Origin of the sequence: Streptococcus pseudopneumoniae, assembly GCF_001076775.1 — a bacterium.
Classification (GTDB): Bacteria; Bacillota; Bacilli; order Lactobacillales; family Streptococcaceae; genus Streptococcus; species Streptococcus pseudopneumoniae_G.
In genome coordinates, this window is the sequence record NZ_JVGV01000016.1 from 91,141 (window position 1) to 106,599 (window position 15,459).

The 15,459-nt window shown below is 39.1% G+C and carries 17 protein-coding genes; all 17 read left to right on the forward strand.

Annotation, left to right across the window (positions count from 1 at the left end; genetic code table 11):
• Positions 1-60 precede the first annotated feature (60 nt).
• The 17 genes from ADJ60_RS03915 (at position 61) to ADJ60_RS03995 (ending at position 15,385) form a co-directional block, all read left to right on the forward strand.
• A complete protein-coding gene (locus tag ADJ60_RS03915; RefSeq protein WP_049543549.1) occupies positions 61-1,341 on the forward strand; it encodes an O-acetylhomoserine aminocarboxypropyltransferase/cysteine synthase family protein in 1,281 nt (426 codons plus the stop codon).
• Between the two features lie 95 nt (positions 1,342-1,436).
• Positions 1,437-2,711, forward strand: a complete 1,275-nt coding sequence (locus ADJ60_RS03920; RefSeq protein ID WP_049543550.1) for a DUF2130 domain-containing protein — start codon at positions 1,437-1,439, stop codon at positions 2,709-2,711.
• A gap of 25 nt (positions 2,712-2,736) precedes the next feature.
• Positions 2,737-3,969: a hypothetical protein gene (locus ADJ60_RS03925; RefSeq protein ID WP_049543551.1), complete on the forward strand. Its 1,233-nt coding sequence runs from the start codon at positions 2,737-2,739 to the stop codon at positions 3,967-3,969.
• Entirely contained in the window at positions 3,962-4,765 is an 804-nt protein-coding gene (locus tag ADJ60_RS03930; RefSeq protein WP_049543609.1) for a hypothetical protein, read from the forward strand. Before ADJ60_RS03925 ends, ADJ60_RS03930 begins: the two co-directional genes overlap by 8 nt.
• A gap of 91 nt (positions 4,766-4,856) precedes the next feature.
• Positions 4,857-5,060, forward strand: coding sequence for a hypothetical protein (locus tag ADJ60_RS03935; protein ID WP_049543553.1), 204 nt, complete (start codon positions 4,857-4,859; stop codon positions 5,058-5,060).
• A gap of 14 nt (positions 5,061-5,074) precedes the next feature.
• On the forward strand, positions 5,075-5,893 hold the full coding sequence (locus tag ADJ60_RS03940; protein WP_065428610.1) for a hypothetical protein: 819 nt from the start codon (positions 5,075-5,077) through the stop codon (positions 5,891-5,893).
• A 9-nt stretch (positions 5,894-5,902) separates the two neighbouring features.
• Positions 5,903-6,709 (forward strand): hypothetical protein, encoded by an 807-nt coding sequence (locus ADJ60_RS03945; protein WP_049543556.1) that lies wholly within the window; start codon positions 5,903-5,905, stop codon positions 6,707-6,709.
• A 9-nt stretch (positions 6,710-6,718) separates the two neighbouring features.
• Positions 6,719-7,519: a hypothetical protein gene (locus tag ADJ60_RS03950; protein WP_049543559.1), complete on the forward strand. Its 801-nt coding sequence runs from the start codon at positions 6,719-6,721 to the stop codon at positions 7,517-7,519.
• A gap of 73 nt (positions 7,520-7,592) precedes the next feature.
• On the forward strand, positions 7,593-8,471 hold the full coding sequence (truB, locus tag ADJ60_RS03955) for a tRNA pseudouridine(55) synthase TruB (RefSeq protein WP_049543561.1): 879 nt from the start codon (positions 7,593-7,595) through the stop codon (positions 8,469-8,471).
• A gap of 109 nt (positions 8,472-8,580) precedes the next feature.
• A complete protein-coding gene (udk, locus tag ADJ60_RS03960) occupies positions 8,581-9,219 on the forward strand; it encodes a uridine kinase (RefSeq protein ID WP_001181376.1) in 639 nt (212 codons plus the stop codon).
• A 127-nt stretch (positions 9,220-9,346) separates the two neighbouring features.
• On the forward strand, positions 9,347-10,687 hold the full coding sequence (xseA, locus tag ADJ60_RS03965; protein WP_049543563.1) for an exodeoxyribonuclease VII large subunit: 1,341 nt from the start codon (positions 9,347-9,349) through the stop codon (positions 10,685-10,687).
• On the forward strand, positions 10,665-10,877 hold the full coding sequence (locus ADJ60_RS03970) for an exodeoxyribonuclease VII small subunit (protein WP_049543565.1): 213 nt from the start codon (positions 10,665-10,667) through the stop codon (positions 10,875-10,877). Before xseA ends, ADJ60_RS03970 begins: the two co-directional genes overlap by 23 nt.
• On the forward strand, positions 10,874-11,749 hold the full coding sequence (locus ADJ60_RS03975) for a polyprenyl synthetase family protein (RefSeq protein ID WP_049543567.1): 876 nt from the start codon (positions 10,874-10,876) through the stop codon (positions 11,747-11,749). Before ADJ60_RS03970 ends, ADJ60_RS03975 begins: the two co-directional genes overlap by 4 nt.
• Positions 11,742-12,557: a TlyA family RNA methyltransferase gene (locus tag ADJ60_RS03980; RefSeq protein WP_049543569.1), complete on the forward strand. Its 816-nt coding sequence runs from the start codon at positions 11,742-11,744 to the stop codon at positions 12,555-12,557. Before ADJ60_RS03975 ends, ADJ60_RS03980 begins: the two co-directional genes overlap by 8 nt.
• Positions 12,550-12,981, forward strand: a complete 432-nt coding sequence (locus tag ADJ60_RS03985) for an arginine repressor (protein WP_049543571.1) — start codon at positions 12,550-12,552, stop codon at positions 12,979-12,981. Before ADJ60_RS03980 ends, ADJ60_RS03985 begins: the two co-directional genes overlap by 8 nt.
• Before the next feature lie 6 nt (positions 12,982-12,987).
• Positions 12,988-14,655, forward strand: a complete 1,668-nt coding sequence (recN, locus tag ADJ60_RS03990) for a DNA repair protein RecN (RefSeq protein ID WP_049543573.1) — start codon at positions 12,988-12,990, stop codon at positions 14,653-14,655.
• A gap of 1 nt (position 14,656) precedes the next feature.
• Positions 14,657-15,385, forward strand: a complete 729-nt coding sequence (locus tag ADJ60_RS03995; protein WP_049543576.1) for a metallophosphoesterase family protein — start codon at positions 14,657-14,659, stop codon at positions 15,383-15,385.
• Positions 15,386-15,459 lie beyond the last annotated feature (74 nt).

A 15,459-nucleotide genomic window follows, 5' to 3' on the forward strand; every position in this document is an offset into this window, starting at 1 on the left:
TTGTAAACTATACCTTAAGGTGCTACAATATCTTTAATCAAACTATTTGGAGGTCGCCTTATGACTCGTGATTTTAAATTTGAAACTTTGCAACTGCACGCTGGTCAAGTTGTGGATCCAGCTACCAAGTCTCGTGCAGTGCCGATTTATCAAACAACATCTTTTGTTTTTGATGACACGCAGGAAGGTGCAGATCTTTTTGCCTTGAGAAAACCAGGGAACATTTATACTCGTATCACCAACCCTACAACAGCTGCCTTTGAAGAAAGAATTGCCGCCCTTGAAGGTGGTGTTGGAGCTCTTGCAACAGCATCAGGTATGGCCGCAGTGACTTATTCGATTTTGGCTCTTGCTCATGCAGGTGACCATGTTGTAGCAGCATCAACTATTTACGGTGGAACCTTCAATCTTTTGAAAGAAACCCTTCCTCGTTATGGTATCACAACAACCTTTGTCGATGTGGATAATTTGGAGGAAGTGGAAGCAGCTATCAATGACAATACCAAGCTTGTTCTGATTGAAACCTTGGGTAACCCCTTGATTAATATTCCAGATTTGGAAAAATTGGCAGAGATTGCTCATAAGTACCAAATTCCACTTGTTTCGGATAATACCTTTGCCACACCTTACTTGATTAATGTCTTTTCTCACGGTGTAGATATTGCTATTCACTCTGCGACTAAGTTTATCGGTGGCCATGGTACGACTATTGGTGGAGTGATTGTCGATAGCGGTCGTTTTGACTGGGCGGCTTCAGGGAAATTCCCTCAATTTGTTGACGAGGATCCAAGCTATCACAACTTGAGCTATACTCGTGATGTGGGTGCAGCAGCCTTTATTATCGCTGTCCGTGTCCAATTGCTTCGTGATACAGGTGCAGCCTTGTCACCATTTAATGCCTTCCTCTTGCTTCAAGGACTGGAAACACTTTCTCTTCGTGTCGAACGTCATGTGCAAAATGCAGAGAAAATTGTTGATTTCCTTGTCAACCATCCTAAGGTAGAAAAAGTCAATTATCCAAAACTTGCAGATAGTCCTTACCATGCCTTGGCTGAGAAATACTTGCCTAAAGGTGTGGGCTCAATCTTTACCTTCCATGTCAAAGGTGGGGAGGCAGAGGCACGCAAGGTAATTGATCATTTAGAAATCTTTTCTGATCTAGCAAACGTGGCAGATGCTAAATCGCTTGTTGTCCATCCAGCAACAACCACTCACGGTCAATTGTCAGAAAAAGACCTAGAAGCAGCAGGTGTCACACCAAACCAAATCCGCTTGTCTGTTGGACTTGAAAATGTAGATGATTTGATCGAAGATTTGCGCTTGGCCTTGGAAAAAATTTAAAGTAAAAAAAGATAAACAGTGGGTTTCGACTCACTGTTTTTGATTTTCCTTCAGGCATGATATAATGGTTACAGAAGTCTAGAAAGAGGAACGATATGAACGAAATCAAATGCCCCAACTGTGGGGAAGTCTTTACAGTAAATGAAAGTCAGTATGTTGAACTTTTGTCCCAAGTGAGAACAGCAGAGTTTGATAAGGAACTACACGATCGCATGAAGCAGGAACTGGCCTTGGCTGAGCAAAAGGCCATGAATGAGCAACAGTCTAAACTAGCTCAAAAAGACCAAGAAATTGCGCAATTACAGAGTCAAATCCAAAACTTTGATACAGAAAAAGAATTGGCCAAGAAAGAGGTTGAACAGACAAGCAATCAGGCCTTATTGGCTAAGGATAAGGAAGTACAGGCCTTGGAAAACCAATTGGCCACCTTGCGTTTGGAACATGAAAATCAACTGCAAAAGACCCTTTCTGACCTAGAAAAAGAACGAGATCAGGTTAAAAATCAGCTACTTTTGCAAGAAAAGGAAAATGAGTTATCTTTGGCTTCTGTTAAGCAAAACTACGAAGCCCAGCTCAAGGCAGCCAGTGAACAAGTCGAATTTTATAAGAATTTCAAAGCTCAACAATCTACAAAAGCTATCGGGGAAAGTTTGGAACACTATGCGGAGAGTGAGTTTAACAAGGTCCGCAGTTTTGCCTTTCCAAATGCTTACTTTGAGAAGGATAACAAGGTTTCTGCGAGTGGTTCCAAAGGAGACTTTATCTTCCGTGAATGTGATGAAAATGGAGTCGAAATCATTTCTATCATGTTTGAGATGAAAAATGAAGCGGACGGGACTGAGAAAAAGCACAAGAATGCAGATTTCTACAAAGAATTAGACAAGGATCGTCGGGAGAAGAACTGCGAATATGCTGTTTTGGTGACTATGCTTGAGGCAGATAACGACTACTTTAACACAGGGATTGTTGACGTCAGCCACGAGTATGAAAAGATGTATGTGGTTCGTCCTCAATTCTTTATCCAGTTGATTGGGCTCTTGCGAAATGCGGCGCTTAATTCCCTAAAATACAAGCAGGAGTTGGCCTTGGTTCGCGAACAAAATATTGACATTACGCATTTTGAAGAAGACTTGGATGCCTTTAAACTAGCCTTTGCCAAGAACTACAACTCTGCTTCAACCAACTTTGGTAAAGCAATCGATGAAATCGATAAGGCCATAAAACGGATGGAAGAGGTTAAAAAGTTCCTAACAACATCTGAAAACCAACTCCGTCTGGCTAATAATAAGCTGGAAGATGTCTCTGTCAAGAAATTGACACGTAAAAATCCAACCATGAAAGCGAAGTTTGAAGCACTGAAGGGGGAGTAGTATTACCTTAGAAACAGGAGTTCCTATGAAAAAAACTTTGAAATTTTCGGATATCTATATTGCATATTTACCACTAGTTGTGTTTCTTCTTAATCTCCTATATGGTCTTTTAAATATTGAAGGGGTAGGTGACTCAGACTCAAGATATAGTTTATTATTTGGTGTTTTTGGCCTTGTTCCAACAGTCTTAGGCTACGGAATTAGCTTTTTAGCCAATCTTATTGTAGGTATAACTTATGTGATAAAGGCAAAAAATCGAACGAAATGTCTGATTGCATTCCTATTGATTGGCAATATTTTTTTAGCAATTTTTCTGATGTTTGTGCTAAGATTTAAAATGATCGTTTCCTTTGACTTTATAAAAGATATTGACCTTTGGAGTTTCATTTTTTCATTATTTTTATTTCCGTATTTAGATTGGATTTATCAAAAGGTTGAGTACAATCAAAAAGTGAGTAGATTTGTAGTCATTATAGTATTAGCGGGAACTCTTTCTCCATTTCTAGGCAGTGAAATTCAAACTTACTTGAGAAATAATGCCAAAGTACAACAATTACAAGAGTTTTATCATTCTAGGGGGTTGAACTACGAATTAACACTTAAGTCTTCATACTATGATAGTAATATTTCCGATGTAGGTGTCTTTGATGTTTTCGATAAGGGAGTTACATTAAAAGTGGGTGCTAAGTACACGCGTCAAAAATTGAAATATGTTACTTTCATTGATCAAGACTACGGCCTAAAGGAATTTATAGAAAATGCTGTTTCAAGTGATGAAGCTCAAATAGTTCTAAAAGATTTTAAGTCAGTAGTAGAAGATGCTATAAAAAAGAAAGGTTATGATTTATCTGTATTTGATGCTGAAGATCAACCATTAGCTAGCCCAGGTTTTCAAATATCACGTTCGTTTAGAATCACTTCTTTTATTAAAGAAAAAGCAGCTCAAAATCAAAACTCATCTAGTCCAGAAAAACAAGCATTTGGAGGATATGCAGCAATTTCTCTTAAAGACTATATGAAAGAGGGAGCCCTTCGTTTATGTTTAACACTTAGTGAACGTGACAAATTGAAGTTAGATGACATTGATTTTTCAGGACTTTCCGATGGACACTACATGATCAATAATGACTATTTTATAGTTAACAACGGAATGTATACAATAGTTGAAGATGAAGGTGATTTTGAAAATTTTTTACTGAGAGAATCTAGTAAACAATTTTATTCGGAGGATTTTTATAAAATTGAAAAGCTTGATTAAATTATTAGCAAATAAAGATGTAAAATTTCTTTATAATATTTGTATTCGATTATCTTCATATTTATTAGTTGTTGCAGTTTATATAGCAATTTTGGGTTTGTTTTTATTGTTTAAACAGAATATTATTGCAGTACGTTATCTGTTATTTTTGTCGGTATTATTTATAGTTATTGGCATCTTTTTAAATTTATTGACATGGAAAGTTCTTCTATATTGGAAGGTGGTTTTGATTGATTTTAAGAAATATCAATTTTTCTTTGAATACAATGTTAGTCATTCCAATAAGTTTAATAAGAAATTTAATGAAGTAAGTTTTGAATTAATCACAGGAGAATTATCTTACCTCAGAGGAGATTTTTTATTATCACTTAGTCAATATTCAAATATCAATCTTTCTAATATTTCTAAAAAAAATAGAAAAATATTTGAATTGAAGAAATTATATTATAATTTTCTATCTTCTATCCATATTCAAGATGAGCAAAATATTGCTTTCTTTGAGGAACAATTGTCCAAGGCGCCAGATTCGAAAGATGGTAAGGCTAAACTCGTTGCTAAAGCTCAAGCCATAAAAGATATTGTGTTCAATAAAGAAGCGAACGACTACTTCGACATTACTGAACCAGAAAGTAAGTTAGCTAGAATCATGTTTTCTTATTATGGCGCTCTCAATGCCCAATTAAAAGGAGATGAAGCTCGTGCTCGTAGTTTGTTTGAAAGTATCGTCCATGAAAATCCAGAACTCTTTTGTGTACAGGAAGCGAAGAAATATTTAGGAAGTAATAATGTTTCCTAGTACCTTTCGTTTAAATTAAGTAAAAGAGAGTAACCAGGTCCAACAAGACTACGCAACAGTTAAAACGACTAATGAGACGGGGGTAAGAACGGTGGATCATCTCACCCAAATTTCAAATACAACTGGTGAGGTAGTTGGTAGTGCTTTTAATTGGGTTGTAGAGCATCCAGTTGAAACGATTGGACTTTCTATTGTAACAGTTGGGACGATTCTTGCTTTTTCTACTGGGGTTGGTGAGGCAGCAACTGCTGTAGCTGCATTATTTGTAGGAATTACTGCGTTATTTAATAACTAGTTATGGAGTGTTATATGAAAAGAGCTATAGAAATTATTAGAACATGGTCAGCTGATAAAATAGAATTAATTTTTCTTAAAATTATATTTAAATATTTGCTGTATTTTTTAGTGTTTTCAACAGTAATTGCTTATGTCTATATTTTTAACCATTCATCGACCACTTACACAAAGGTATTAACATTATTTCTTGTCCTTCTTATATTGTTTATTCTTCTATCTAAACTATTACTTGATAAGGTTTTAATTGATATTTTATCTCAAGATATCAATTTAGCAAAGTATCAGGATATAGTTGCTAGAGCTGATGCAAATTCTTTAAATAGAAATGTTCAGATTCTTCCCAAATATTTGGCAAATGCAAAAGTATCCTTTTATAGAGGACTATTCCAAGATAGTTTAGAATTGCTGAATAAAATAAAAAATAGTAATCTAAAAAAATCCCAAAATCTGTACTATGTTTTTAATATCAAGTATTATAGTATCCTAAACTTGGTTCATTTGAATGATTGTATGGAATTGCAAGAATTGATGGTAGAAATTGAAGGTCTAACAAGTAACTTTCAATCAAAAATTTTTAAATATCAGGAAGAAATTTTGAGTTTAAAGGCTATTGTTGATATCTATTGCAATAAAATATCAAACGACTACTTTGACATTACTGAGCCAGAAAGTAAGCTAGCTCGAATCATGTTTTCTTATTACGGCGCTCTCAATGCCCAGCTAAAAGGAGATGAGGCTCGTGCTCGTAGTTTGTTTGAAAGCATAGCACATGAAAACTCAGAGCTTTTCTATGTGCAGGAAGCGAAGAAATATTTAGAATCAGTGAAATGAGAGTAATATATGAGATTAGTAAAAAAAATAGTTGGTTCGGCGACAGAAAACACTCTTTTACAACTTGATAGGGTTATTCTAATTTGCGTATTTTTAGTCTTAGTTGTTGATGCGATGGCAGTATTTTTAGTATTTCAAAGCAATTTGGAAATATTGGGACTCATATTATTAGTTATTGACTTTTTTGCTCTTGTCTTTGTATTTTATTTAAGATTTGTATCTAGCAAAGTTGTTTATCTAATCTTAAATGATGCTATTAATATTAAACTCTATGAAGACATGTTTAGGGTTCAATCTGAGAAATCGATTAAGATTTATAGGGCAACGTATCAAGAATATTTTCAATTTATTCAGGGACAAGTGGCTTATCTAAAAGGAGATTTTCAATCAGCTAAGGAAAATATGTCCAAATATGACTTGAAAAAAATTTGGGGTAGATTAAGAAACTATACATTTTTAATATCAAGCTTTGAACTATTAAAAGTTTCTCTCCATCTTCAAGATGCGCAAGATATTGCTTTCTTTGAGGAACAATTGTCCAAGGCGCCAGATTTTAAAGGAGGCAAAGCTAAACTCGTTGCACAAACTCAAGCCATAAAAGATATTGTGTTCAATAAAGAAGCGAACGACTACTTTGACACTACTGAACCAGAAAGTAAGTTAGCTCGAATCGTGTTTTCTTATTATGGCGCCCTCAATGCCCAATTAAAAGGAGATGAAGAACGTGCCCGTAGTTTGTTTGAAAGTATCTCCCATGAAAATCCAGAACTCTTTTATGTTCAGGAAGCTAGGAAATATTTAGAATTAGTGAAATGAGAGTAATATATGAAATTAGTAAAAAAAATAGTAAGTAGGGCGACAGAGAATATTCTTCTACAAATTGAGACTATTATTCAAATTAGTGCAGTTGTATCAATATCTATTGGAGCCATAGGAGTTTTTTTAGTTTATCAACCTGCTACAAAAATTTTCGGGCTGATTTTTGTTTCACTAATGTGGCTTCTAATCATCTGGATCTTATACCTACGTTTTGTCCTAAGCAAAGTTATTGTTCTAGTGTTACACGATTCTATTGATCTTAAGCTATATGAAGACATGTTAAGAGTTCAATCAGAAAAATCTATTAAGCCCTTTAGGGCAACATATCGTGAGAATTACCAAATTATCCAAGGTCGAGTGGCTTATTTAAAAGGAGATTTTCAAGCTGCCAAGGAAAAAATGTCCAAATATGATTTGAAAAAAATTTGGAAGAGATTCAGAACCCCTGCGTTTTTAATATCAAGCTTTGAACTATTAACAGTTTCCATTCATCTTCAAGATGCGCAAGATATTGCTTTCTTTGAGGAACAATTGTCCAAGGCACCAGATTTTAAAGGAGGCAAAGCTACACTTGTTGCTCAAGCCCAAGCCATAAAAGATATTGTGTTCAATAAAGAAGCGAACGACTACTTCGACATTACTGAACCAGAAAGTAAGCTAGCTCGAATCGTGTTTTCTTATTACGGCGCTCTCAATGCCCAATTAAAAGGAGATGAAGCTCGTGCCCGTAGTTTGTTTGAAAGTATCGCCCATGAAAATCCAGAGCTTTTCTATGTTCAGGAAGCTAGGAAGTATTTAGAAAAATGAGCTGATATAGTTTTAAAATCTGTCTAAGATAGAATATGTTGATGTAAAGTGAAAAGGGAATTAGAAAGCAAATATGAACGGTATTATCAACTTAAAAAAAGAAGCGGGCATGACCTCGCATGATGCGGTTTTTAAACTGCGTAAGATTTTGGGAACTAAGAAAATCGGTCATGGTGGGACCTTGGATCCGGATGTGGTGGGTGTTTTGCCCATTGCTGTTGGCAAGGCGACACGCATGGTCGAGTTTATGCAGGACGAGGGTAAGGTCTATGAGGGGGAAATCACTCTGGGCTATTCCACGACGACTGAGGATGCTAGTGGGGAAGTGGTCGCAGAGACACCTGTTTTATCTCCCTTGGATGAAAATCTTGTTGATGAAGCAATCGCTAGCTTGACTGGGCCTATTACTCAGATTCCGCCTATGTATTCGGCTGTAAAGGTCAATGGTCGCAAGCTTTATGAGTATGCGCGTGCTGGTCAGGAAGTGGAGCGTCCAGAACGTCAAGTAACCATTTATCAATTTGAACGAACAAGTCCGATTTCTTATGAGGACGAACTTGCACGCTTTACTTTCCGTGTAAAATGCAGTAAGGGAACCTATATTCGTACCTTGTCAGTAGATTTGGGAGAGAAGCTTGGCTTTGCGGCTCATATGTCTCAGTTAACTCGTACTAGTGCAGCCGGTCTACAGCTTGAAGATGCTCTTACATTGGAAGAAATTGCTGAAAGAGTGGAGATTGGTCAACTGGACTTTCTCCATCCTCTAGAGATTGGGACAGGAGACCTCGTCAAAGTTTTACTAACTCCAGAAGAGGCTACAGAAGTACGCTTTGGTCGTTTTATAGAGCTCGAACAAACAGAACAAGAATTAGCTGCTTTTGAAGAAGATAAATTGTTAGCCATTCTAGAAAAACGGGACAATCTCTACAAGCCAAGGAAGGTTTTTAGCTAGTCTAACTGAGGTGTAGGGAGTGTTGTTTCCCCTAGACTATCCAAATCAGACTATAAATTTTGTAAAAAATGTGATAGAATAGACCACGGATAAAAAAACGGAGGATAGCATGCAAAATAGACCAATCATTATCGGAGTGACAGGTGGTTCTGGTGGAGGTAAGACCAGTGTTTCAAGAGCCATTTTATCGCATTTTCCTGATGAAAAGATTTCCATGATTGAGCATGATTCATACTATAAGGATCAGTCTCATTTGACCTTTGAAGAGCGTGTCAAAACCAACTATGACCATCCTTTTGCCTTTGATACAGACTTGATGATTGAGCAGATTAAGGAATTGTTGGCAGGGCGTCCGGTGGACATTCCGACTTATGACTATACAGAGCATACACGAAGTAGCAAGACCTATCGTCAAGAACCTCAAGATGTCTTTATCGTTGAGGGGATTTTGGTCTTGGAAGACAAGCGTCTGCGTGATTTGATGGATATCAAGATTTTTGTGGATACGGATGATGATGTGCGTATTATTCGTCGGATCAAGCGTGATATGGAAGAGCGTGGCCGTAGTTTGGATAGCGTTATTGACCAGTATTTAGGTGTGGTCAAACCTATGTACCATCAGTTTATCGAACCAACCAAGCGTTATGCTGATATCGTCATTCCTGAGGGAGTCAGCAATACAGTGGCTATCGACCTTTTGACAACCAAGATTGCAAAGATTTTGGAAGAAGCACGAAACAGCAAATAAACAGATGTGGAGGCCTTGCCTCCTTTTTTTATTTTTCCCTCATAATGGTACATAAATGGAGATTTTTAGGCATATTTTTGGTATAATAATACCCATGAAAGAGCAAGAAAATGAATAGTAGGTGGAGATGGAAAAGTATTTATCGGTAACAACTTTGACCAAGTATCTGAAAATGAAATTCGATAAAGACCCTTACTTGGAACGGGTCTATTTAACTGGTCAAGTTTCCAATTTTCGTAAACGACCTACTCACCAATATTTCTCCCTAAAGGATGACCATGCAGTTATTCAAGCGACCATCTGGTCTGGAATTTATCAGAAATTAGGTTTCGACCTGGAAGAAGGGATGAAAATCAATGTGATTGGGCGTGTGCAGGTCTATGAACCAAGTGGTAGCTACTCCATCATCATTGAAAAGGCAGAGCCTGATGGAGTTGGTGCGCTTGCGATTCAGTTTGAACAACTCAAGAAAAAACTAACAGAAGAAGGCCTGTTTCAAGAACGCTTCAAGCAACCTCTGCCCCAATTTTCTAAGAGAATTGGTGTGGTAACCAGTCGTAGTGGAGCCGTTATTCGAGATATTATCACGACCGTCAGCAGGCGATTCCCAGGTGTGGACATTCTTCTCTATCCGACCAAGGTTCAAGGTGAAGGGGCTGCGGAGGAAATTGCTCGAAATATTTCGCGTGCTAATGAACGTGACGATTTGGACTTGCTCATTATTGGTCGTGGTGGTGGTTCCATCGAGGATCTCTGGGCCTTTAACGAAGAAATTGTGGTGCGGGCTATTTTTGAATCTCGTCTGCCAGTTATTTCTAGTGTGGGGCATGAGACAGATGTGACCTTGGCGGATTTTGTGGCAGATAGAAGGGCTGCGACTCCAACAGCTGCAGCTGAACTGGCAACGCCTGTGACCAAGTTGGATCTATTAGCTCATTTGCAAAATCAGGAAAAACGGATGGCAACAGCAGTCCGAAATGTCCTATCTAAGAAACAAGAAGCTTTGAAAAAATGCAGTCAGTCTGTTATTTTTAGACAACCAGAGCGCTTGTATGATGGTTATTTGCAACGCTTGGATCAACTGCAATTGCGTTTGAAACAAAGTTTGCGAACACGGATTTCTGATAACAAACAGATAGTACAAGCAAGGACGCATCGACTAGTCCAATTATCGCCTGTTACTAAAATCCAACGTTATCAGGATCGGCTTGTACAATTGGATAAGCTCCTACGTAGCCAAATGGCGCTGGTTTATGATGCCAAGGTTGCTGAAGTCAAGCGACTTTCGGAAGCCTTGCTGATGTTGGATACCAGTCGAATCGTGGCGCGTGGCTATGCTATTGTCAAGAAAGAAGAGTCCGTTGTAGATTCGGTTGAGAGTTTGAAGAAAAAAGACCAAGTGACGCTTTTGATGCGAGATGGTCGAGTAGAATTAGAGGTTAAAGATGTCAAAACAAAAGAAATTTGAGGATAATCTAGCAGAACTGGAGACTATTGTCCAAAGTTTGGAAAATGGTGAAATTGCTCTAGAAGATGCGATTGCTGCCTTTCAAAAGGGCATGGTCTTGTCAAAAGAGCTCCAAGCGACGCTGGACAAGGCTGAAAAGACCTTGGTCAAGGTCATGCAAGAAGACGGAACAGAAAGTGATTTTGAATGAAGAAGCAAGAAAAATTAGCTCTTGTCGAGTCAGCCTTAGAAGACTTTTATGGAGACCAGCAGTTTGCCTCTAGTTTGCGAGAGTCTGTTCTCTATTCCATTCATGCTGGTGGCAAGCGTATTCGACCTTTTCTTCTGTTAGAAGTGTTGGAAGCCTTGCATATTGCCATCAAACCTGCTCACGCGCAGGTAGCTGCGGCCTTGGAAATGATTCATACAGGGAGCTTGATTCATGATGATCTTCCAGCTATGGATGATGATGATTACCGTCGGGGACGCTTGACAAATCATAAGAAATTCGGCGAAGCTATGGCGATTTTGGCTGGAGATGCTTTATTCCTAGATCCTTACGCCTTGATAGCGCAGGCAGATTTGCCAAGTCAGATCAAGGTTGACTTGATTGCCAACTTATCCCTAGCTTCAGGAAGTCTGGGCATGGTAGCAGGCCAGGTTTTGGACATGGAGGGTGAACACCAGCATTTGTCTTTGGAAGAACTTCAGACCATTCATGCTAATAAGACTGGCAAACTACTAGCTTATCCCTTCCAAGCAGCTGCTATCATAGCAGAATTGTCACCTGAAATGCAGGTGAAGCTGAAAACTGTGGGTGAATTGATTGGGCTTGCTTTTCAGGTCAGGGACGATGTACTGGATGTGACCGCTAGTTTTGAGGAAATCGGCAAGACGCCTCAAAAGGATTTGCAGGCTGAAAAATCAACCTATCCAGCCTTGTTGGGCTTGGAAGAGTCCATTGCCTTTTGTAACCAAACCTTGGATCAAGCAAATGAAAAATTGGAAGAAATTGCTCAGCAGGTTCTCTTTGAGATAGAATCGATTGTAGAAGTAGTAGAAAGTTTGAGAATCAATGGCTAAGGAAAGAGTGGATGTACTAGCTTATAAACAGGGCTTGTTTGAAACGAGAGAGCAGGCCAAGCGTGGTGTAATGGCTGGCCTAGTCGTAGCAATCCTTAATGGAGAACGTTTTGACAAACCAGGAGAGAAAATCCCAGACGACACTGAGCTAAAACTTAAGGGTGAAAAACTCAAGTATGTCAGCCGCGGCGGTTTAAAACTGGAAAAGGCCTTGCAAGTCTTTGATTTGTCAGTGGATGGGGCGACCACGATTGATATCGGGGCCTCTACTGGTGGCTTTACCGATGTCATGTTGCAAAATGGTGCTGAGTTAGTCTTTGCAGTTGATGTTGGTACCAATCAGTTGGCTTGGAAACTACGCCAAGACCCACGAGTTGTCAGTATGGAGCAGTTCAATTTCCGCTATGCTGAAAAGACTGATTTCGAGCAGGAACCGATCTTTGCCAGTATTGATGTGAGTTTCATTTCCCTCAGTCTTATTTTGCCGGCCTTGCACCGTGTGTTGGCCAATCAGGGTCAGGTTGTGGCTTTGGTTAAGCCTCAGTTTGAGGCAGGACGTGAGCAGATTGGGAAAAATGGAATTATTCGCGATGCCAAAGTCCATCAGAATGTTCTTGAATCTGTCACAGCTATGGCAGTAGAGGAAGGCTTTTCAGTTCTTGGTTTGGATTTTTCTCCTATCCAAGGTGGACATGGAAATATTGAGTTTTTAGCGTATTTGAAAAAAGAAGAGTCAGCAAGCAATCAGGTTCTTGCTGAAATTGAAGAAGTAGTAGAGAGGGCGCATAGTCAATTTAAAAATGAATAAAAAAGAGAGACTTGAAAAAATTAGACGATTTGTGACAGATTATCAAATCGGTACACAAGAAGAAATTGTAGAACATTTGAAAGAGGCAGGGATCACTGCCACTCAGGCAACAGTATCACGGGATATCAAAGAGCTAGGCATTGTCAAAATTCCTTTGAAAGACAACACCTATGTCTACGAATTGCCAAAATCAATCGTAAAAAGTTTGCAACTGGCTGAAGACAATATTGAGTCAGCTGAATTGATGGACAAGATGATCAATCTCCAAGTTATTCCAGGAAATACAGCTTTTGTAAAAGCTCAGTTAATCGAGACTTTTGCGGATAAGATTTTTAGCTGTTTAGCTGATGATAGCTCGATTTTAGTCATTGCCAGAAGTGAAAGTCTAGCTGAGGAAATCTTTGAACAAGTAAAAAATTGGTAGGTCTATATGTTACTTGAAATTTCGATAAAAAACTTTGCCATTATTGAGGCTATCTCCTTCAATTTTGAAAAGGGAATGACTGTTCTGACTGGTGAAACGGGTGCAGGGAAGTCGATTATCATTGATGCCATGAATATGATGTTGGGAGCTCGTGCTACGACAGATGTTATTCGTCATGGTGCGCTAAAGGCAGAGATTGAGGGGCTTTTCTCAGTTGAGAATAGTCGCCTTTTGCAGGAAATTTTTGATGAGCAAGGTTTGGAATTGGGTGATGAAATTATCATCCGTCGAGAAATTCTGCAAAATGGTCGTAGTATTAGCCGTGTGAATGGCCAGATGGTTAATCTGTCTGTTTTGCGTGCTATTGGACAACATCTAGTAGATATTCATGGTCAGCATGACCAAGAGGAATTAATGCGTCCCCAACTGCATATCCAGATGTTGGATGAATTTGGTGATACAGCCTTTTGGGCCTTGAAAGAAACCTATCAAACGAGTTTTGATGCTTATCGAAAAATGCGTAAGCAGGTTCTAGAAGTCAAGAAAAACCAGCAGGAACACAAGGCACGTATCGAAATGTTGGAATTTCAAATGGCAGAGATTGAGGCTGCAAACTTGCAGGCTGGAGAAGACCTGGCTCTCAATCAAGAGCGTGATAAACTTCTCAATCATAAAAATATTGCGGATACGCTGACCAATGCCTACAGTATGTTGGACAATGAAGACTTTTCAAGTCTAGCCAATGTTCGTTCAGCCATGAATGACATGGAAAGTGTCGAAGAGTATGACCCTGAATACCGTGAAATTTCAAGCTCTTTGTCTGAGACCTACTATGTATTAGAAGACATTAGCAAACGTTTGGAAGCTATTATTGAGGACCTTGATTTTGACGGCAATCGTCTTATGCAGGTTGAAAATCGTTTGGACCTCCTTCATACCATTACCCGTAAGTATGGTGGGACTGTAGACGATGTCTTGCTTTATTTTGCCAAGATTATGGAAGAATACAATCTCTTGACAGGAAATAACCTTTCATCTGAGGACATGGAAGCAGAGCTTAAGAAATTGGAAGTCAATCTTGTCGATTTGGCAGGTCAACTTGCCTCTGCTCGTCATGACTTAGCTCAGCAGCTTGAAGCTGAGATTAAACAAGAACTACAAGATCTTTATATGGAAAAAGCCCAGTTTCAGGTTCGTTTTAGCAAGAGCAAATTCAGTCGTGAGGGAAATGAAATGGTTGAGTTTTATATTTCAACCAACCCTGGTGAAGACTTTAAACCCTTGGTCAAGGTTGCATCTGGTGGGGAATTATCTCGTCTCATGCTAGCCATTAAGTCTGCCTTTTCTCGTAAAGAGGGCAAGACAAGTATTGTCTTTGATGAGGTGGATACGGGAGTTTCAGGCCGTGTAGCTCAGGCCATTGCACAGAAGATTCACAAGATTGGCCAACATGGGCAGGTTCTGGCTATTTCCCATTTGCCACAAGTGATTGCGATTGCGGATTATCAATTCTTTATTGAGAAGATTAGCAATGACCATTCAACGGTTTCGACTGTTCGTCTTTTGACGGTCGAAGAGCGAGTGGAGGAAGTTGCCAAGATGTTGGCAGGTGATGATGTGACAGAAGCAGCTCTGACGCAAGCCAGAGAATTGTTGAGAAACAGGGAGAAATAAGATGACAGACTATTATGTAATTGGAGATGTTCATGGAAAAGCAGCGATGCTAGAAGACCTTCTCAAAACATGGGATGGTCAGACCCAGTTGCTCTTTCTAGGGGATTTGATTGACCGTGGTGAAGATAGTCGCCGTGTTCTTGAAATGGTCAAGGACTTGGTGGACAATCAAGGGGCTATCTGTTTGTCAGGAAACCACGAGTATATGTTTTTAACTTGGCTCGATAACCCAGAAGAAAGTTATGACCATTATCGTCGAAATGGTGGAGATACAACCATTAACTCTATCCTAGGTCGTCCCTTGGATGCACCGGTTGATGGAGTAGAAGATGCCAAGCGTGTTGCTACTGAAGCAGCAGACTTGGTCGAATTTATTCGTCAAATGCCATTTGTGGTAGAGACAGACAAGTATATCTTTGTGCACGCAGGTATTGATTTGACCTTAGACGACTGGCATGAAACCACAGATTACAAGAAAGTCTGGCTCAGAAAACCATTCCATGAAGCAGAAAATCATACTGGAAAAATCATTGTCTTTGGCCATACACCGGTCTATGGTTTGTTGAAGCAAGTGCGTGGTACAGCTGAGCTTTGGACTACAGAAGATGGCAAGATTGGAATGGATGGAGGAGCTGTTTATGGTGGTGTCCTTCATGGGATTGTCTTTACAGAGAACGGAATGACAGAACATTACATTGTCGAAAGTGATGGCTTTGTTGCCGAAGATTAGTACTCCTTACAGGGTATGGTCTTGTCAAAATGTTAAAAACAATTTATAATTAATAGATACCCTGAAAGGAAGAG

Excerpts from the sequence above, each read along its gene's own strand:
- truB (WP_049543561.1), top strand. The coding sequence starts at position 7,593 with ATGAACGGTATTATCAACTTAAAAAAAGAAGCGGGCATGACCTCGCAT.
- ADJ60_RS03940 (WP_065428610.1), top strand. The coding sequence starts at position 5,075 with ATGAAAAGAGCTATAGAAATTATTAGAACATGGTCAGCTGATAAAATA.
- ADJ60_RS03995 (WP_049543576.1), top strand. The coding sequence starts at position 14,657 with ATGACAGACTATTATGTAATTGGAGATGTTCATGGAAAAGCAGCGATG.
- ADJ60_RS03970 (WP_049543565.1), top strand. The coding sequence starts at position 10,665 with ATGTCAAAACAAAAGAAATTTGAGGATAATCTAGCAGAACTGGAGACT.
- ADJ60_RS03985 (WP_049543571.1), top strand. The coding sequence starts at position 12,550 with ATGAATAAAAAAGAGAGACTTGAAAAAATTAGACGATTTGTGACAGAT.
- ADJ60_RS03920 (WP_049543550.1), top strand. The coding sequence starts at position 1,437 with ATGAACGAAATCAAATGCCCCAACTGTGGGGAAGTCTTTACAGTAAAT.
- xseA (WP_049543563.1), top strand. The coding sequence starts at position 9,347 with ATGGAAAAGTATTTATCGGTAACAACTTTGACCAAGTATCTGAAAATG.
- ADJ60_RS03945 (WP_049543556.1), top strand. The coding sequence starts at position 5,903 with ATGAGATTAGTAAAAAAAATAGTTGGTTCGGCGACAGAAAACACTCTT.
- recN (WP_049543573.1), top strand. The coding sequence starts at position 12,988 with ATGTTACTTGAAATTTCGATAAAAAACTTTGCCATTATTGAGGCTATC.
- ADJ60_RS03980 (WP_049543569.1), top strand. The coding sequence starts at position 11,742 with ATGGCTAAGGAAAGAGTGGATGTACTAGCTTATAAACAGGGCTTGTTT.
- ADJ60_RS03975 (WP_049543567.1), top strand. The coding sequence starts at position 10,874 with ATGAAGAAGCAAGAAAAATTAGCTCTTGTCGAGTCAGCCTTAGAAGAC.
- ADJ60_RS03950 (WP_049543559.1), top strand. The coding sequence starts at position 6,719 with ATGAAATTAGTAAAAAAAATAGTAAGTAGGGCGACAGAGAATATTCTT.
- ADJ60_RS03915 (WP_049543549.1), top strand. The coding sequence starts at position 61 with ATGACTCGTGATTTTAAATTTGAAACTTTGCAACTGCACGCTGGTCAA.
- udk (WP_001181376.1), top strand. The coding sequence starts at position 8,581 with ATGCAAAATAGACCAATCATTATCGGAGTGACAGGTGGTTCTGGTGGA.
- ADJ60_RS03925 (WP_049543551.1), top strand. The coding sequence starts at position 2,737 with ATGAAAAAAACTTTGAAATTTTCGGATATCTATATTGCATATTTACCA.